At 38.5% G+C, this 17,144-nt stretch carries 14 protein-coding genes; 10 read left to right on the forward strand and 4 right to left on the reverse strand.

The features are described from left to right. Nucleotides 1–9: 9 nt before the first annotated feature. Together ND6B_RS10645 and ND6B_RS10640 are read right to left on the reverse strand one after the other, a co-directional pair. Nucleotides 10–612: an aminodeoxychorismate/anthranilate synthase component II gene (locus ND6B_RS10645; RefSeq protein ID WP_033103349.1), complete on the reverse strand. Its 603-nt coding sequence runs from the start codon at nucleotides 610–612 to the stop codon at nucleotides 10–12. Nucleotide 613: 1 nt separating this feature from the next. Then, the gene (locus ND6B_RS10640; RefSeq protein WP_033103350.1) at nucleotides 614–2,182 is read right to left on the reverse strand and encodes an anthranilate synthase component 1; all 1,569 of its coding nucleotides are present in this window, start codon (nucleotides 2,180–2,182) and stop codon (nucleotides 614–616) included. Between the two features lie 445 nt (nucleotides 2,183–2,627). Between ND6B_RS10640 and rnm the strand changes: the two genes are divergently transcribed. The 5 genes from rnm to ND6B_RS10615 all read left to right on the forward strand — a co-directional run bounded on the left by rnm (nucleotide 2,628) and on the right by ND6B_RS10615 (nucleotide 6,226). Continuing rightward, complete coding sequence (gene rnm / locus ND6B_RS10635) at nucleotides 2,628–3,482, forward strand: RNase RNM (protein WP_033103351.1); 855 nt, start codon at nucleotides 2,628–2,630, stop codon at nucleotides 3,480–3,482. Next, entirely contained in the window at nucleotides 3,479–4,099 is a 621-nt protein-coding gene (locus tag ND6B_RS10630) for an L-threonylcarbamoyladenylate synthase (protein ID WP_013465078.1), read from the forward strand. The genes rnm and ND6B_RS10630 overlap by 4 nt, the downstream gene beginning before the upstream one ends. A 2-nt stretch (nucleotides 4,100–4,101) precedes the next feature. Continuing rightward, nucleotides 4,102–4,944: a segregation and condensation protein A gene (locus ND6B_RS10625; RefSeq protein WP_024603088.1), complete on the forward strand. Its 843-nt coding sequence runs from the start codon at nucleotides 4,102–4,104 to the stop codon at nucleotides 4,942–4,944. Between the two features lie 147 nt (nucleotides 4,945–5,091). Continuing rightward, nucleotides 5,092–5,643, forward strand: coding sequence for a cytochrome b (locus ND6B_RS10620; RefSeq protein ID WP_024603087.1), 552 nt, complete (start codon nucleotides 5,092–5,094; stop codon nucleotides 5,641–5,643). A 1-nt stretch (nucleotide 5,644) separates the two neighbouring features. Further along, nucleotides 5,645–6,226, forward strand: coding sequence for a YceI family protein (locus tag ND6B_RS10615; RefSeq protein ID WP_033103352.1), 582 nt, complete (start codon nucleotides 5,645–5,647; stop codon nucleotides 6,224–6,226). A 50-nt stretch (nucleotides 6,227–6,276) separates the two neighbouring features. Here ND6B_RS10615 and ND6B_RS10610 read toward each other — a convergent pair whose 3' ends face one another. After that, nucleotides 6,277–7,110 carry a transporter substrate-binding domain-containing protein gene (locus tag ND6B_RS10610; protein ID WP_033103353.1) on the reverse strand — a complete coding sequence of 278 codons (834 nt, stop codon included), beginning with the start codon at nucleotides 7,108–7,110 and terminating at the stop codon, nucleotides 6,277–6,279. 122 nt (nucleotides 7,111–7,232) lie between these two features. Beyond that, nucleotides 7,233–7,400 carry a hypothetical protein gene (locus ND6B_RS20285; protein WP_007375427.1) on the reverse strand — a complete coding sequence of 56 codons (168 nt, stop codon included), beginning with the start codon at nucleotides 7,398–7,400 and terminating at the stop codon, nucleotides 7,233–7,235. A 413-nt stretch (nucleotides 7,401–7,813) separates the two neighbouring features. On the opposite strand from ND6B_RS20285, the gene ND6B_RS10605 reads away from it, so the two are divergent. The 5 genes from ND6B_RS10605 to ND6B_RS10585 all read left to right on the forward strand — a co-directional run bounded on the left by ND6B_RS10605 (nucleotide 7,814) and on the right by ND6B_RS10585 (nucleotide 16,915). Continuing rightward, nucleotides 7,814–8,749 carry an acetoacetate decarboxylase gene (locus ND6B_RS10605; RefSeq protein ID WP_033103354.1) on the forward strand — a complete coding sequence of 312 codons (936 nt, stop codon included), beginning with the start codon at nucleotides 7,814–7,816 and terminating at the stop codon, nucleotides 8,747–8,749. Between the two features lie 20 nt (nucleotides 8,750–8,769). Then, nucleotides 8,770–11,019 carry an NAD(P)-binding protein gene (locus ND6B_RS10600; RefSeq protein WP_033103355.1) on the forward strand — a complete coding sequence of 750 codons (2,250 nt, stop codon included), beginning with the start codon at nucleotides 8,770–8,772 and terminating at the stop codon, nucleotides 11,017–11,019. Between the two features lie 87 nt (nucleotides 11,020–11,106). Further along, nucleotides 11,107–13,377, forward strand: a complete 2,271-nt coding sequence (locus tag ND6B_RS10595; protein ID WP_033103356.1) for a TonB-dependent receptor — start codon at nucleotides 11,107–11,109, stop codon at nucleotides 13,375–13,377. Nucleotides 13,378–13,392: 15 nt separating this feature from the next. Further along, complete coding sequence (locus ND6B_RS10590) at nucleotides 13,393–16,077, forward strand: 7TM diverse intracellular signaling domain-containing protein (RefSeq protein WP_033103357.1); 2,685 nt, start codon at nucleotides 13,393–13,395, stop codon at nucleotides 16,075–16,077. A gap of 97 nt (nucleotides 16,078–16,174) precedes the next feature. Next, nucleotides 16,175–16,915 (forward strand): glycosyltransferase family 2 protein, encoded by a 741-nt coding sequence (locus ND6B_RS10585; protein ID WP_033103358.1) that lies wholly within the window; start codon nucleotides 16,175–16,177, stop codon nucleotides 16,913–16,915. Nucleotides 16,916–17,144: the final 229 nt, after the last annotated feature.

Raw genomic sequence — 17,144 nt, forward strand, 5'->3', positions numbered from 1 at the left:
ATGTTCCCTTTATCTGGCACGCGTTAAATAGGCAACGCTTTGCTGCAGCAGCATAGCGCCATTGGGCGTTAAAATAGATTCTGGGTGGAATTGATAACCCAGCGCAGTGTCTTGATGATGATAAATAGCCATTGGAATATCTTGATACTTTGCAATAACCGCTAAGTTATCAGGCACTTTTGTGGCCATTAATGAGTGATAACGCGCCACTGGCATAGTGCTACCCATTCCGTTAAACACCGGGTGATCGTCTAACTCAATTATTGATGATTTACCATGTACGGTTTCACCAGCATGACCGATTACTCCGCCGTAACTTTGTGTTAGTGCTTGTTGGCCTAAACAAATGCCCAGCATCGGGAATTTACCTTTGCACAGGCTAATTAATTCCATTAGGCAGCCCGCATCACTCGGTGCCCCTGGGCCTGGCGATAAAACCAGTAATACCTGCTTATGCTCTGCCTGCATTTTGTTGAATATTACTTCAGCGCTAATGTTATTTCTGTAAACAACTAACTCAGCACCTAGCATTGTTAGTTCATCAACAAGGTTATAGCTAAATGAGTCAAAGTTATCTAAAAAGTAAATTTTAATAGGGTGTGCTTCACTCATTTTATACTGCCTTATATGTCGATTTAATTGCGGTGATCACCGCCTGTGCTTTAGCGCGAGTTTCGTTAGCCTCTGACATTGGGTCTGAATCAAATACAACCCCAGCGCCAGCTTGCACATAAGCAATATTATTTTTAACAAAGGCTGCACGAATAACAATACAGCTGTCCATTGCACCATCACCAGTTAAATAGCCAACTGCGCCGCCATAACTGCCGCGGCGTTTTCCTTCGGTTTGGCGCACAAGCTCTGCAGCTCTTACCTTTGGCGCGCCCACTAATGTGCCCATGTTCATACAGGCTTGATAAGCATGTAGGGCATCTAGTTCGGGTTTTAATTTCCCCACCACGCGCGACACTAAGTGCATTACTTGTGAGTAACGGTCTACTTTTAATAGCTCTTTGGCATGGCGCGTACCCGGCACGCTAATGCGGGCCACATCATTACGCGCTAAATCAACCAGCATTAAATGCTCTGCACGTTCTTTTTGATCGTTTCTAAGCTCAAGCTCAATACGGCTATCTAAATCAGGGTTGATTTGTCCATTAGCAAATTTGCCGCGAGGGCGTGTGCCGGCAATCGGATAAACCTCGACCTGTTGAGATTGAACTTCGTATTTAAGCGCGGACTCAGGAGATGCGCCAAATAATGAGAAATCTTCATCGCGCATATAAAACATGTACGGACTAGGGTTTTGTTTTTTTAGCTGGCTGTAGGCATGTAAAGAGTCAGGACAGGGTAATGAGAAGGTACGAGAGGGCACCACTTGAAAAATATCGCCATCGACTATGTGTTGCTTGAGCTTAATTACTTGCTGGCAGTATTGCTCATCACTAATATCAACACTCACTGGGCAGTCGCCAGTTTGGCTTGGTGCGTTAAAGTCAGCAGCATGGTCGCATAATGTATTCAAACGCTCTAATTGTTTGCCTACTTCAAAGCAGTTTGCATGTACATCAGGGCCATTAAATACGTTACCAATTAATTCCGTTGTTTGTTTTTGATGATCAATAACAACCAGTGTTTCTGCTAAATAAAAAACATAGTCTGGACAGGTGTTTTCCCCGTCGGGTACATCGGTGAGTTGTTCAAAATTAGCCACCATGTCGTAGGCAAATACGCCGCCTAAAAACACCGAGAATGGATTGTTGGTGGTACTTTTAATGCTATTTAAACAGCTGCGTAATGCACTAAAAGCGTTATCTGCAATCAGCTTACTGGCTTGGTCAATGGTGTCATCTACTGGGTGATACTCCAGTGTTAATGTGGTATCGGATAACTGTGATGCGCAGTTTTTTACATTAGCTTGTAAATAACTGAGTAACTGCTGACCATTATTTGATTGTGCTGTTACGCTCACTTGATTGCCTTGGCAGACAATACGCAGTGCACAATCAACGAGTATTAAGCTTTTTACGCTATCTTTAGAATCTATCTCTGCAGATTCAAGTAATAGTGAGTTAGGTTTATCAAGTGCGGCATACAATGCAAGTGGGCTACTTATGTAGTCTCGTACTTGCGTTATGCTGGTCACTTCACCTGGTGTTGTTGTTATATGACTAAAAATCAAACCTCATCCCCTAAAAAAAATAAAACCCCGCAATGCTAAGCAGTGCGGGGTTTGAATAACGATGTCTAAATTATAGATAGACCATTACCGTCCCGCTATGCCAGGCGCCACCACCAATGATGTGTAAGAGTATTTACGTTATTCATGTTTTTAATTCCTGTTAATCTTATATTGCAAAATTTAGTGATAAAAAAACCCGCATGGTAGCGGGTTAGAATTTTTTGTTTAGACACGACAATTCATCACCCTTGATTTTAAGAGTGCCACCACCAAATGATGTTGTGAATTGTATTTTTCATTGTTGTTAATTCTTTAATGTCTAAAAGTGGCTACAGTAAAACGTATCAACTGCTTTTATGTCAAGTGTTTATTTAAAACAATTTAGTTAAAAAACTTGTTATACTGGGTGAAACACCGTTAAACCCTAAATTTAAGTAGTTTTCATTTGATAAAATACGACCTACATAGTCACACCACGCACTCAGACGGCCATTTAACCGTTGAGGAATTATTAGCGCGAGCAGTCGACAAAAATATTGATGTATTTGCTATTACCGATCACGATACGGTGGCTGCTATCGAACCTGCACGGGCTTTTATCAAACGTGAAAATTTGCCGCTTAAACTTATTAATGGGGTTGAAATATCAACCAAGTGGGAAAGTTTTGAAATTCATATTGTTGGACTAAATATTGATACCAACGATAGTACCTTGCATACATTACTGAGCGAGCAGCAGCAAAAACGCGAAACCCGCGCGATAGAGATTGGCCATCGACTAAATAAAAATGGTTTTGAGGGTATTTACCAACAAGCTCGCGAGCTGGCCGAAAATGCACAAATTACTCGCGCTCACTTTGCCAGAGCATTGATTGAGCGTGGTGTAGCTAAAAACTTTCCTGGGGTATTTAAAAAGTATTTAGGGCGAGGTAAAACCGGTTACGTGCCAAGTAATTGGTGTGATATGCAAACAGCTATTGCGGCGATTCATGCCGCAGGTGGGGTGGCCGTTTTAGCGCACCCAAGTAGCTATAAAATGTCGAACAAGTGGCTACGTAAATTGTTAGTGGAATTTAAATCAGTAGGCGGAGATGCAATGGAAGTTGCTCAGCCGCAGCAGGCGCCAAGTGAACGTCAGTTTTTAGGGCTATTGAGCCAAGAATACGAGCTACTTTGCTCACAAGGCTCTGATTTTCATTTTCCGACTAGCTATTTAGAACTTGGAAAAAATTTATACTTACCTAAAGATTGCCAAGGGGTTTGGCAAACATGGGAAAAGCACGAAGGAGTTGCATTATGAGTCAATTATTTCATATACATCCAGATAATCCACAGCCTAGATTAATTTCTCAAGCTGTTGATATTATTAAACAAGGCGGCGTAGTTGTGTATCCTACAGATTCAGGATACGCGATAGGCTGTAATTTAGGTAATAAGCAAGCTAAAGAGCGCATTGAACGTATTCGTGGCATTGAAAAACATCACAATTTTACTTTGGTATGCCGTGATTTATCTGAGCTGTCTACTTATGCGCGTGTTGATAACCAAATGTTTAGGCTTATTAAAAATAATACCCCAGGGCCTTACACATTTATTTTTAAAGGTACAAAAGAAGTGCCTAAGCGGTTATTAAACGACAAGAAAAAAACCATAGGCATACGTGTTATAGAGCACCCAATAGCGTGTGCTTTATTAGCTGAGCTGGGTGAGCCCTTAATGTCGTGCTCACTTATTTTACCGGGCGAAGAGTTTACTCAAGCTGATCCCGATGACATTTTAGAGCGCCTTGATAAACATGTGGATTTAATTATTCATGGTGGGTATTTACCTGAGCAAGCGACCACAGTGATTGATTTATCAGAAGATGATATTCAAATTCTTCGTGTTGGTTGCGGTGATACAACGCCATTTGAATAACAATGAAACAGTCTGAGACGCTATCATCAACGCCAACACCTGATATGCCAGTGCAGCAAAAGCTCCCTCTGGCTTTTTTACATGGTAAAGCCGTTGTTGATAAACCCGAAGATTTATATATCCCGCCTGATGCGCTTGAAGTTATTTTAGAAACCTTTGAAGGGCCTTTGGATCTGCTGCTTTATCTAATTAAAAAGCATAAGCTAGATGTTCTTGAGTTGTCTATTTTTAGCATTACTGAGCAGTATGTAAAATATGTAGAAATGATGAGCGAGTTCCAGCTAGAACTCGCGGGTGAATATTTAGTAATGGCGGCATTGCTGGCCCAAATTAAATCTAGGCTGTTACTGCCTGTTCATGAAGAGTTAGAAGAAGAAGACGATCCCCGCGCCGAACTTATAAAACGTCTACAAGAGTACGAACAATTTAAAAAAGCGGCCGAAAATATAGACAGCCTACCTCGTGTTGGCCGCGATATCTTTATAGCGCAGGCAAGCGTGCCGGAACTAGCAGAAAAAAACCAGCCATTACCTGAACTGGCAATCAAAGATTTATTGTTAGCGCTAAGCGATGTCATGGCGCGTGCAAAAACATTCGAGCATCATTTAATTAGCGCTGAAACCCTTTCAACGCGTGAGCGCATGAGCTTGATTTTAAATACCTTATCCCAATCAAAAGCGCCTGTTGCGTTTACTCAATTATTTACCTTTGAAGAGGGACGCAGTGGGGTTGTTGTTAGTTTTATCGCGATGTTAGAACTAATAAAAGAGGGCCTGATTGCCTGCTTACAGGTTGAACCTGATAGCCAAATATACGTGTCTCTTAACGAGTCAGCTGCTAGCTAATCCCTTCTCAACATCATTTGCAATTATATTAACCTTATACATTTTACTGTGCGTATACGCACGATGAGTGTTTGCATATGTTATTTTAATCACCGCTTAATCATTATATTGTAGTGTTATTACTAAATAAGAGATTGGCAGTAGGGAATGTTTAAAAACTCAAAAACCAGCTATGGCGTGGTGGCTATATTTTTACACTGGCTAATGGCGCTGACCGTGTTTGGTCTGTTTGGTTTAGGTTTATATATGGTTGAGCTGACTTATTATGATAGTTGGTATAAAGGATCATTAGACCTTCACAAAAGCATTGGCCTTAGCTTAGCAGCGGTTTTTGTTTTTAGGCTGTTATGGCGACACTTTAGTGTTAAACCAAGTCCGATTGGCAGTAACAAGCAGTTAAATCAATTAGCTCAAACAGCACATATTTTAATGTATCTGTTTTTACTGATCATTATGGTGTCAGGGTATTTAATTTCGACGGCTGATGGACGACCCATAGAAGTATTTGGCTTTTTTTATGTAAAAGCTATCGACTTTGCGTTTGATTCTCAGGCTGATATAGCCGGGCAAATCCATTTCTATAGCGCATGCTTATTAATTGGATTTGTAGTATTGCACGTGTTAGGTGCGCTAAAACATCACTTTATCGATAAAGATAAAACATTAATTAGAATGATCACATTACAAAAGGATGATTAAAATGAAAAAATTATTTTTAACTTCAGCGTTATCAGCAGCGATGTTTATGACAGCGACCACTGCGAATGCCGCAGATTATGTTATTGACACAAAAGGTGCGCATGCTTTTGTAAACTTTAAGATTAAACATTTAGGCTACAGCTGGCTGCACGGTCGTTTTAATACCTTTGATGGCAAATTTAACTACGATGCTAAAAATCCAAATGCGTCTCAAATTAGTGTAAATATTGATACGGCAAGCCTAGATTCAAATCACGCAGAACGTGATAAACACTTACGTGGTAGTGACTTTTTAAACGTAAGCAAATACTCACAGGCAAGCTTTAAGAGTACAGCGATTAAGTTTGACGAAGACGGTGAAGAAGCCACAGTAACCGGTGACTTTACTCTACACGGTGTTACGAAGACAATTACCTTTGAAATAGATAAAATTGGTGAAGGTAAAGATCCATGGGGTGGTTACCGTGTTGGTTTTGAAGGAGAAACTAGCTTAAAACTGGCCGACTACGGTATTGACTATAACTTAGGCCCAGCATCTACCCATGTTGATATTGGTTTATTTATTGAAGGTATTCGCCAGTAAGACTATTTTAAAAAAGCTAAGCGCTAATTAGTAATACGCTTAGCTTTTTATTATTGTAAATGTGCTTCTAATTTGGGTTTTAAATGACTTGGCAACCACCGAGTTAATATCTGTTTATAGTTTTCAGTCTGCTTAATCAGTTTGAGTTGTTGATTAAGCGTAGCAATATCCTCTGCACCTTGCTCGTTTTTAGTACAGCCAATGTAACCGTAACTTATTTCTGGTGCTTCAGTGAGCATCCGCTGGGTTAAATTATCAGTAAACCCCATTGTTTTTGCTAAATAATAATGTTCACTTGGGTAACCTAATAAAATATCAATTCTTTTAAGGTTAAGCATATATGTTAACGTACTGAGGGTATCGCGAGTTGGTCGAATGACCAGATTTATACCGGGTGTGGTGTTGATTATTTTATCAATTTCACTGCCATAGGAGCGATTCATAGATACACCTAAGGTAAGCTTTTTATTAACTAATAAATTGGTTAATGACACTGGTTTAGCGTCTTCAATCTCTAGCGCACTACTTAGCTTGGTATGCATGGCAATTGATGGCGAAAGCCCTGCTGTAGAGCTTTGATGTGTGAAATAAACACGCTCTTCGCGGTATTTATTCTTATAGAGCGACAAAGCACAGGCATTAGACTGCAGGTTTGCGAGTTCCTGAATCACTTTACCTGAGGGGATGATCACTCTTTCAAAGGTAATATGCGGCAGCTGCTGTTCTAAAAGCGAAATAATACTTTCGTCACGACCTTGGGATTTGTTCGGCCCGCTTATAATGTAGTAGGGCGCAAAATCATGTGTTAACCATTTTATTGTTCTGGCATTACACTTTGTGCTTAAAAATACACAGACTAACAGTATTAACCACGAAAACCGCATTTGCACTACAACGAATAAATAAACAAGGATTTAAGTGTAGTCAATAATACACCAAAAAGTAAAATGCCAGCTTCACGCTGGCATTTAGATTTATTTATAAGTGTTTAACTTATCAATGATAATTAGCTGGCCTTGAGCCACTTTACAAATTGACGTGCATCACTTGCTTTTTGAAACAATGCATTTTTCAAACCTTGTGTATCGCTAAAGATTACACGATGTTTGTTAACCGAAATTGATTGCACTGGATGTGCTATTTGGATCATAGATCCGTTATATTTGTATGACATAATAAAACTCACTTTATTTTTGTTATTTATTCTGGGCTTTTTCTTAAAGCACATTACAGATGATAAATAATCTAATTGTGTTTAGCTTCATTACAGTGTTGACGATCTTTATGACACTTTTACGATGATATTAAAAATAAATCATCAAGGTATTAATAGGGGTTCTCGCCGTACAATAACTTAGCTTTTGAATATACGTTTTGCGGGGCTTACTGGATCAGGGTAAAGAGGTTAACCGCTAGGGCTTTTTATAGCCAAGCAGCGATACTACTTCACAACATTTTACTTTGCAAGCAATTTATTAAAATACTTTGAATCGAGTGGAATTCACATATAGCCATAAATATTAATTCGCAAAGGTCAACAGACCCTAATATATCTGACTATACTCAGTTTTTAACTGAGGGGGTCAAATGAGCTCACTATCTACGCCATATCAACATTTTTTATCTAATCCAATAGCAAAGCCGCCTTGTCGTATGCACAATGCGAATATGTATGGTTTTTTTGCTGAGATAGAATTAGCTAAATCACAAAGATATATTGATTCAACGCTAAACGTAGGCGTTAAAGGGAATATTCGTTTTAAAATACTTGGCGAGTTTGCACTTATTACATTTACAGATATTAAAAAAATAGCCTCAATGACACCGCCTTTCGATCAGCATGGTTGGATGCAAGAAACAGATATTATCATCTGGTTGCCTGTCGCTAAAGTTGAAGATGAGGATATAACCTACCTATATTGGTATCCTGCATTTATCTGCGTTAATAACATTTATGCACTCATAAATGGTCGCGAAACGTGGGGCTATAATAAATATTTATGTGATTACATTATGCCCGAGTGTGTAACTGAGCTTTCGAATTTTTCACTATCTTTAGAATGCTTTGATCATTTTTCGCCTGAATCAAAGCTGCAAATGCATGAGTTATTTACAATTACAATAAACTCTCAGGGGCACGAAAATGACTTTTTCTCTGTCCTAGATGATTTTGGCGAGCAAGTAGCAAATTTGTTTTCTCGTAAACATTTAGGCATTGATTTGTCATTATTAAAGCAGCTATTGAGTGGGTTTGTTAATCCACAAATGGATCAAATATTGTTTAAGCAATTTCCCGATGGCAGTGGTGATTCAGCGGTATACCAAAGCGTAATGCACTCACCCTCTATGATTAAAAAAATACATCGCTTTAAATTTCTGAAACCTGAGTTTACGTTACATCTTAATAAATTAGATAGTTTCCCCCTTGCCGATATGTTTGGTCTGAAGTTAGGTAGTCAAGCGCTGCACTTACCATTTTATGTTCAAATGGATTTTGACCAGTTAGCCGCAACTAAGATTTAAATTACTTAGAAGGATTTACCATGAACCAAGAAAAAATTGTGATAATTGGTGGCGGTGTATCGGCTATGACTGCTGCACTGTATTTAACCGAGCAGCGTGATTGGCAACAGCATCGAACTATTACTGTATACCAACAAGGTTGGCGTTTAGGTGGTAAAGGCGCAAGTGGCCGTAATGCGGCTCGAGGGCAGCGTATTGAAGAGCATGGCTTGCATGTATGGTTTGGTGCTTATGTAAATAGCTTTAAAACAATAGAAACGGTTTACACTCAGTTACAACGCCCAGTCGATTCACCTTTATCTACATGGCAGCAAGCATTAAAGCCGCATAGTTTTATAGCACTAGAAGAATATATTAATGATCAATGGCAAACATGGCCAATAGATTTCCCCTTATTACCTGGAAATCCTGCGGAGGGTAGTTTGGATATTACGCCATGGGACTTTATTAAAATGACCCTAGCTTGGCTAAAAAAGTGGATACTGGATTTACAATTAGCCGCAAAAAAAGCCAATAAAAATATAAATTTGAGCACAAAAAAATCTCGTGATCAGTCTTTATTACGTCATTTACATCAACAAATAGCGGACTTGGTTGATGATACAGAGGAAACTTGGCAACACTTTGCTGATGATATAAAACAATACTCGAGTGAAATAGCCTCTACTCCCAGCTTATTAATAAGTAAATTAAATCAGTTTGCTCACGCTGACAATACATTAAAACCCCAAGTACAAGAGAAAAAAGATGGCCTTGTCATTTGGTATATAGTTAGAAAACTAAAGCGTTGGCTAAATAGCGAAATGATTGAGTTATTAGACAATAATGCGCAGCTTAGACGATTATATATTTGTGCAGACCTTGCTATTGCAATGTTGGTTGGCCTGGTCAAAGACAAAGTATATCGAGATGGGTTTGGGGTAATAAACAAATTTGATTTTAGACAGTGGCTGATAAGAAATGGGGCAAATGAGCAGTACAGTGCTAACTCTGCGCCAATACGGGGATTTTATGATTTAGTATTTGCTTACGCTGATGGAGACATCAGTAAGCCTAATGTTGAAGCCGGTGTTGCATCACTAGCTATGTTACGTATTGCGCTGTGTTATCGCGGTGGCGTCATGTGGAAAATGCAAGCGGGGATGGGCGATGTCATTTTTGCTCCACTGTATGAGCTACTAAAAAAAAGAGGGGTTAAGTTTGAATATTTCCATCAATTGAAAAACCTGGAACCCAGCCTAAATGAGCAGGGTGAACGTTTTGTTGAGATAATTAAGTTACAGCAACAAGTTACTTTGAAATCAGATGCTGAATATCAACCACTTGTTGATGTGAAAAAACTACCTTGTTGGCCAAGTGAGCCGCTTTATGCGCAAATTAATAGTGAACAAGCTGCACTATTAAAACAGCATAATATTAATTTAGAATCTTTTTGGTCTAACTGGCCAGCTCAATATGAAAATCATTTTGGGCAGCCCCTACCAATAAAAAAATTACGCTACAAAGATGACTTTGACAGGATTATTCTTGGCGTATCTGTTGCCTCACTTGAACATGTATGTCCTTCTTTACTTGCATTGGATACAAATTTTGCAGCTCAAGCAAAGCAAGTTAAAACGGTGGCAACGCAGGCAGCCCAATTGTGGCTTAGTAAGACTGACGAGCAATTAGGTTGGCAATATAGGCCACCTAGCAAAGAAGGCCCCATTCTCAGTGGCTTTAGCGAACCATTTGATACATGGGCTGCGATGATGAATTTAATCGACAAAGAGCAATGGCCTATCGATTGTTCTCCTAAAAACATTGCTTACTTTTGCAGTGTTTTTCCTTGTGACTATTACCCGCCACAAAGTGAACATCAATTTGTTTTTCAAGCAAAATCGCAAGTAAAAGCTAATCTTAAAGGTATGCTAGAAAATAACATACAGGCTATTTGGCCAATAGCGTATCAAAATAATCAATTTGACTGGTCTGTTTTGCATGGCTCTCAGTTATCAGGGGATGAACGATTAAATGCTCAATACTGGCGAGTAAATGTGGATCCCAGTGAGCGCTATGTTTTGTCAGTTGCGGGCTCAAGTCAATATCGTCTGGCAACTGATGAAACACAATTTACCAATCTTTTTATTACCGGTGACTGGATAAAAACAGGCGTTAATGCCGGTTGTGTTGAAGCGGCTGTCATGGCTGGTATGCAAACAGCAAGAGCAATGGTGGGTTACCCACAACACATTAGTGGCGAAGATGCATTTGCAGCCCTCAAACATTAAAATATTATTCATATAACCGTATTATCGATTGATTAGTATATAATTAAACATGCTGTTTACATTTGTCTAGCGTAAAGGTCACAAGAAATGAAAAATAAAGGCAAGCTTCTCAATAAGAAAATAGGGTTGATATGCTTACCAGGCTTTTTACTGCCACTGCAGGCGAAAGTACTTGTAGATGATGAAAGTGCGAATGCGCGTAATATGGAAATCATAGAAGTTTATGCGCAAAAAAGAGCGCAAAAAATTGAAGAAGTTGGCATTTCTGTAAGCACCATTAAAGGTAATGATCTTCAAGTACAACACGTTAAAGATTCGACAGAGTTGTCTGTATTTGCTCCTAATCTAAAAATTAGTCAAAACGCAGCGGAAGGCACACCGCCAGCGGTTAACATTCGTGGTGTAGGGCTAGTTGATTACAATACGGCGAATACATCCCCTGTGGCGATGTATGTTGATGACATTGCTGTTGGCTCTGCAAGTAACCAAATTGTTAATTTATTTGATATTGAACAAATTGATATTTTGCGTGGTCCTCAAGGCACTTTATTTGGTCGCAACTCTACTGGGGGCGCTATTTTAATCCGCTCTAAACGCCCTGAGTTTGAACAAAGTGGTTATTTAAGCACTGGCATTGCTAATAACAATGCGACCAGTGTTGATGCTATGTTTAATTCAGCACTTAGTGAAAACACCGCCGTTCGTATAGCGCTTAATCATCAAGATTATGATTATTCCACTAACAATATTTTTGCCGACTCACCGAAATCTGGCATGCGACAAACGAATGGCCGAGTTTCCTTTTTAGCTGATTTTGACACGGTACAGCTATTGATAAAAGGGCATATTGCCGATTGGGATGGAATAGTACAGCCGGTTGGCAGTATTGGAATTGTTGCTAATCCACTAACAGGAGAGCGATGCTCGCCAGCACAAGCGGGTTCAACCAGTTGTTTTGATAATTTTGGCTTTAATGATGCCAGTGATGATTTTTATACAGTCAGCGTAAATAATAATTCGCCTCATAAAACAGATGGTAAGGGCATTAGCGGCCATGCTAATTGGCAATTAGACACGCACAATGAGCTTGTTTTTTTAAGCAGTTATAACAAATTAAAACGGGACCATGCTTTTAATTGTGATGGCTCTCCCGCACAGTTATGTGAGGGCAACTTAGGGTTAAATACTGATTTGGTGACGCAAGAATTGCGATTGCAATCTCAGTTGGGTGAGCATTTTTTAACGACGGGAATATATTATGCTGATGAGTCTATTGTTCAAGATAATGTAAATGATATTTTACGGGACTATCGGGGAATTTTAGCGACAGATTTAACCGCTACTTTTTTTTATAATAATAAAATAAACACAAAGAGTATGGCTGCGTTTACGCAATTCGATTATCAATTAAACCAAGATTGGTTGATCACTGCAGGGCTTCGTTACTCTTATGAATCGTTAGACTACGACTCAGTATCTCAGCTTAACGTTGTTATAGATGCTAACGATTTAACAGGAGTTAGGGTTCCATTTTATCGTGTTCAAGGAGAGCAGTCAGATGATGGCATTTCTGGGCAGTTAGGAGTGAACTTTAAAGTCGATGATTCAACTTACGCCTATTATCGTTTTGCTAATGGCGCCAAAAGCGGAGGCTATAACGGTGGCTTTTTATCATCGGTTGAACAAGCCCAACTCGCTGACTATCAAAAAGAGCGGTTAAACTCACATGAAATCGGATCAAAGTCCTGGTGGCCACAGCAGGGTATTCGATTTAACTGGGCTGCATTTTATTATGATTATAATGATCAACAAGTCTTTATGAATCAGCCTTCAACATCTGAGCAGAGCCCGCCAATTCAATTATTAGAAAATGTGGCTGACTCCATTATTTACGGCTTAGAAGCTGATCTTGAGTATTGGCTGACCGATAATTTGAATGTTAAGTTTGCTATGGGTTATATACCTCATGCAGAGTTTGAAGAATATGTTGATCCACTAGGGAATGCGTTAACTGATAATCGTTTGCCGTTTACCTCAAAATGGAATCTCAGTGCGGGTATTGAATACACTTTTGAGGTGGCTAATCACCCGCTAACTACTCAATTATTAGTTGATTATCAATCCGATTACTATTTTGATCAGAATCAAAACCCCTATGCGATGCAAGACAGCTATAGTATTTTTAACGCCAATATACACTATCAACACGATAACTGGGGGGTTGCCATTTGGGGTAAAAACCTGTTTGGTACTCAATACAGTCACTTAAAATTTGATTTAAGTTCTTTTCTTGGCATGCTTGAAGATTTTAAGGGTGAAGGCCGGCGTTTTGGCTTGGATATTAGTTATCAGTTTTAATTTAAGGTGCAAAGTATGCCAATAAAGGCAGCTCTAAAGCTATTTATATATTGTGTATTTATATGCTTTAGCAATTTAGCAGTGGCAAATGCACTTGAGCCTTTTGCTTATACTTTGAAACAACAAGATACTGATTTGCTTAATCAAGGCAGTGTATTTCAAGTCACTGATGGCGCTTTTCCCCGAGATCATAGCGATATAGAAACGTGGCTTGAAAAAAAGCAACCACAATCGAGAACATCGTTTTTTGGTGGTAGTTTTTGGTTTGTGATTAAGCTGGAAAACAAAACTGATTTAAATGAACTTGTGTTATATCCCTATAACACGCTGCTTTCAAAAATTGAGACGCGTATTTATGATATGTCGGATTTTGATGAGCCAATAAATCGTTATACAACGGGTGGCATTTACCCTAATGAGTTTGCATTTCATTATGGTAATAAAATCCAGCTTACGCCTAATCGGCCCTACATATTAATTGCAAAATTTCAAAGTGAATACTTTTATACCCCACCTAAATTAGTGCTTTCACCTTATGATGATTTTTTTGTGAAAAAAACATCAGATAACATGATTATGCTACTGTGCTTCGGGGTTGGCATTGCATTAGGTTTATATAATTTTCTTATTTACTTGGGTGATAGAGATAAAACCCATTTATATTACGCCCTGTTTACCGCGTGCTGGGTGTTAGCCTGGAGTCAGTTTTTTCATATACCTGATCAAATTTTTGGTTTTTATAACGCCCATTTTCATTGGCTAGGTTTTACCTTAATTCCCATCACAAATATCTTATTTTTTAACAGCTTACTTAAATTAAAGGAAACGTCTCCTCAATTATCACGGTTATCAATTTACTTAGGCATTATTGCTACCGCAGGTACTCCATTTGCAATCATTTGGCCAGGTTTTGGCTTTATATGGGCTACTTTAGTAACGGGGGCTACTTTGTGCCTGGGTATGATTGTTGGTATACGAAGTTGGTTAAGTGGCTTTAAGCCCGCTCGCTATTTTGTTTTAGCGTATTTGGCGATGGCCATTCCTAATATGGTCGGCAATTTAACTAATTTAGGGCTAATTGAACCTATAAAGATAGATCTCTATTTACTTGGGCTCATTGGTACCGCACTCGATGCAGTGCTACTTGCTTTTGCCGTGGCAAATAAATTTAGCATTTTACACCATGAGAATGTTGAATTGACTAAAAATTTAGAACACAAAGTACAGTTGCGTACTCAAGAGTTACAACAATTAGCTGAAGAGCTTCGTGATGCAAGTGAAGCTAAAAGTCGATTTTTAGCCAATATGAGCCACGAAATTCGCACCCCAATGACATCAATTATTGGTTATGCTGATGGTATTATTTTAGGTGATATACAGCCTCATGAGAGAAACCATGGCATTCGGGTGATTTTGCAAAATAGTCGTCATGTTCTTGGCTTAATTAATGACATTTTGGATATGTCAAAAATTGAGGCTAACCGTCTAGAGATAGAGCTAGTTGAAACGGACTTGTTTGCCACTATTGCTGAAATCGAATCATTACTAGGAAAACAAATCCGTGATAAAGGCTTAAAATTTAAAGTTGATTATCAATTTCCGCTACCTGATTGGATAGTCTCAGATCCAACTCGATTGCGACAAATATTATTAAATTTAGCAACCAATGCGCTTAAATTTACCAGCCAAGGTTATATAAAGCTAACGGTTAGCTGTAATAAAAAACAACTAATTATTAAAGTGAAAGATACGGGAATTGGTATGACCGACAGTGAGCAAAAAGATCTATTTACTCCCTTTCATCAAGCTGACTCGTCGATTTCTCGTAAATACGGTGGCACTGGACTTGGATTAAACATATCAAAAAGCTTAGCAACTAAACTAGATGGGGATATTACGGTTTATTCTGTACTCGGTAGCGGCAGTGAGTTTTGTTTTACTATGGCACTGCATACAACGGAACATACAAAATGGGTTTACGCATTTGACGATATCTGTAAGTCACAAAACAAAGAGCTCCCTTTAAATAGTAACCAGCGAAATTTGATTGGTAGGGTACTCGTGGCTGAAGATCACCCAGAAAACCGACAGCTGATTAAGCGGATTTTAGAGCGAATGGGTTTAACTGTGGTGGCAGTAGAAAATGGCCGAGATGCTGCACAAGCGACACTTGATGAACAATTTGATTTAATTTTATTAGATATTCAAATGCCAATTATGGATGGTGAACAAGCAATTAATATTATGCAAGCAACAGGAGTAACAACACCGATTGTGGCGCTTACTGCGAACACGATGAAGCATGAAGTCGATCGTTATTTAAAACAAGGTTTTACCGATCATATTGCCAAACCCATCGATAGACGGTGTTTTAGTAGTAAAATCGCAAGTTATCTTGATATTGATATATGCGAAAATATTAAGCTGCCTGATGATGAGTTTGCACTGCTCAAGCAAGAATATATTAAAGGATTAAAAAAACAAAAACACACATTACAGTCGCAATTTAAGCAGGGTGATATAACCGGTTTTGCACGCAGCGTACATATGATCAAAGGAACAGCAGGGATGTTTGAATGCCAAGCACTGTATCAACAAGCTGTTGAGTTTGAAAAACGATTAAAATCCGCTAACGCCGTGCTTGATAGACATCAAGTAGAGGCTTTACTCAATACAATTGACGTTATTTTAGAAGCTTAAAACCATACTTTTTAAAGTCTTGTTTCCTGTGTTGTTATGATCTGTTTATAATAGGAAGATAATTTTTAAAATACAGTGTTATTAAAAAGGAAATTTTGTGAAGCTATCTGTTTGTATTATATGTAAAAATGAAAAGGATACAATTGAGCGTTGTTTAGAGTCAGTAAAGTGGGCAGATGAAATCATTGTACTTGATTCAGGCAGCACTGATGAAACACGTGCTATTGCAAATAAATACACAGATAAAGTATTTGTACGTGATGATTGGCAAGGGTTTGGTGAGCAAAGACGTAGAGCAGAAGCATTAGCAACTAACGATTGGATTTTTGCAATTGACTGTGATGAAGTTGTCAGTGAGCGTTTAAAGGAAGAAATAATAACGACATTGGCAAAATGCAATGAGAAAAATATTTTAAAGCTTAACCGTTTAACGTATTTTTGTGGCCAATTTATTCGACACAGCGGCTGGTATCCAGATCGTATTGCGCGTATCTACAACAAAAAAATAACAGGTTATAACCAAAATTTGGTTCATGAGTCTATTGTAATGCTTGATTGTAAGCCAATTGAGTTGAAAGAAAATATATTACATTTTCAGTATGAAGATATTTTTGGTTACATGAATAAAAGAAACCATTATGCGCACATAGGCGCAGAGCAAATGGTAAAAAAGGGTAAAAAACCATCACTATTGAAGGCAAGTAGTTCCGCTTTTTTTGCTTTTATTCGCCATTATTTTTTAAGACGTGGCTTTTTAGATGGTAAAGCAGGATTTGTTATTGCGGTTATACAAAGCCAATATAGTTTTAATAAATACTTATTTGCCTATTACAAATAATCTCATTTAGCAGGTTAATTTTATAATCATCCAGTGGTTAAAATTAATCTGCACTTATGCTCTACTCAGTAATGTTCTATTTAGTCGGGTGTTAAATAAAATGCCTGATCCCACCTTGATTAAAAAATCGTTCCCTCATTTTTACTAATAGTGAATACCGTGCAGTTATTCGCTGCGGTGATATCAATTATAAAAATGCAATTACAGACACCTATTAACGAACATGCTT

Source organism: Pseudoalteromonas sp. ND6B (assembly GCF_000764215.1).
Taxonomy (GTDB): domain Bacteria; phylum Pseudomonadota; class Gammaproteobacteria; order Enterobacterales; family Alteromonadaceae; genus Pseudoalteromonas; species Pseudoalteromonas tetraodonis.

What these genes read in the sequence shown, in the direction of transcription:
- ND6B_RS10645 (WP_033103349.1), bottom strand. Translation starts at nt 612, where the DNA reads ATGAGTGAAGCACACCCTATTAAAATTTACTTTTTAGATAACTTTGAC.
- ND6B_RS10625 (WP_024603088.1), top strand. Translation starts at nt 4,102, where the DNA reads ATGAAACAGTCTGAGACGCTATCATCAACGCCAACACCTGATATGCCA.
- ND6B_RS10630 (WP_013465078.1), top strand. Translation starts at nt 3,479, where the DNA reads ATGAGTCAATTATTTCATATACATCCAGATAATCCACAGCCTAGATTA.
- ND6B_RS10605 (WP_033103354.1), top strand. Translation starts at nt 7,814, where the DNA reads ATGAGCTCACTATCTACGCCATATCAACATTTTTTATCTAATCCAATA.
- ND6B_RS10615 (WP_033103352.1), top strand. Translation starts at nt 5,645, where the DNA reads ATGAAAAAATTATTTTTAACTTCAGCGTTATCAGCAGCGATGTTTATG.
- ND6B_RS10595 (WP_033103356.1), top strand. Translation starts at nt 11,107, where the DNA reads ATGAAAAATAAAGGCAAGCTTCTCAATAAGAAAATAGGGTTGATATGC.
- ND6B_RS10620 (WP_024603087.1), top strand. Translation starts at nt 5,092, where the DNA reads ATGTTTAAAAACTCAAAAACCAGCTATGGCGTGGTGGCTATATTTTTA.
- ND6B_RS10590 (WP_033103357.1), top strand. Translation starts at nt 13,393, where the DNA reads ATGCCAATAAAGGCAGCTCTAAAGCTATTTATATATTGTGTATTTATA.
- ND6B_RS10610 (WP_033103353.1), bottom strand. Translation starts at nt 7,110, where the DNA reads ATGCGGTTTTCGTGGTTAATACTGTTAGTCTGTGTATTTTTAAGCACA.
- ND6B_RS20285 (WP_007375427.1), bottom strand. Translation starts at nt 7,400, where the DNA reads ATGTCATACAAATATAACGGATCTATGATCCAAATAGCACATCCAGTG.
- ND6B_RS10600 (WP_033103355.1), top strand. Translation starts at nt 8,770, where the DNA reads ATGAACCAAGAAAAAATTGTGATAATTGGTGGCGGTGTATCGGCTATG.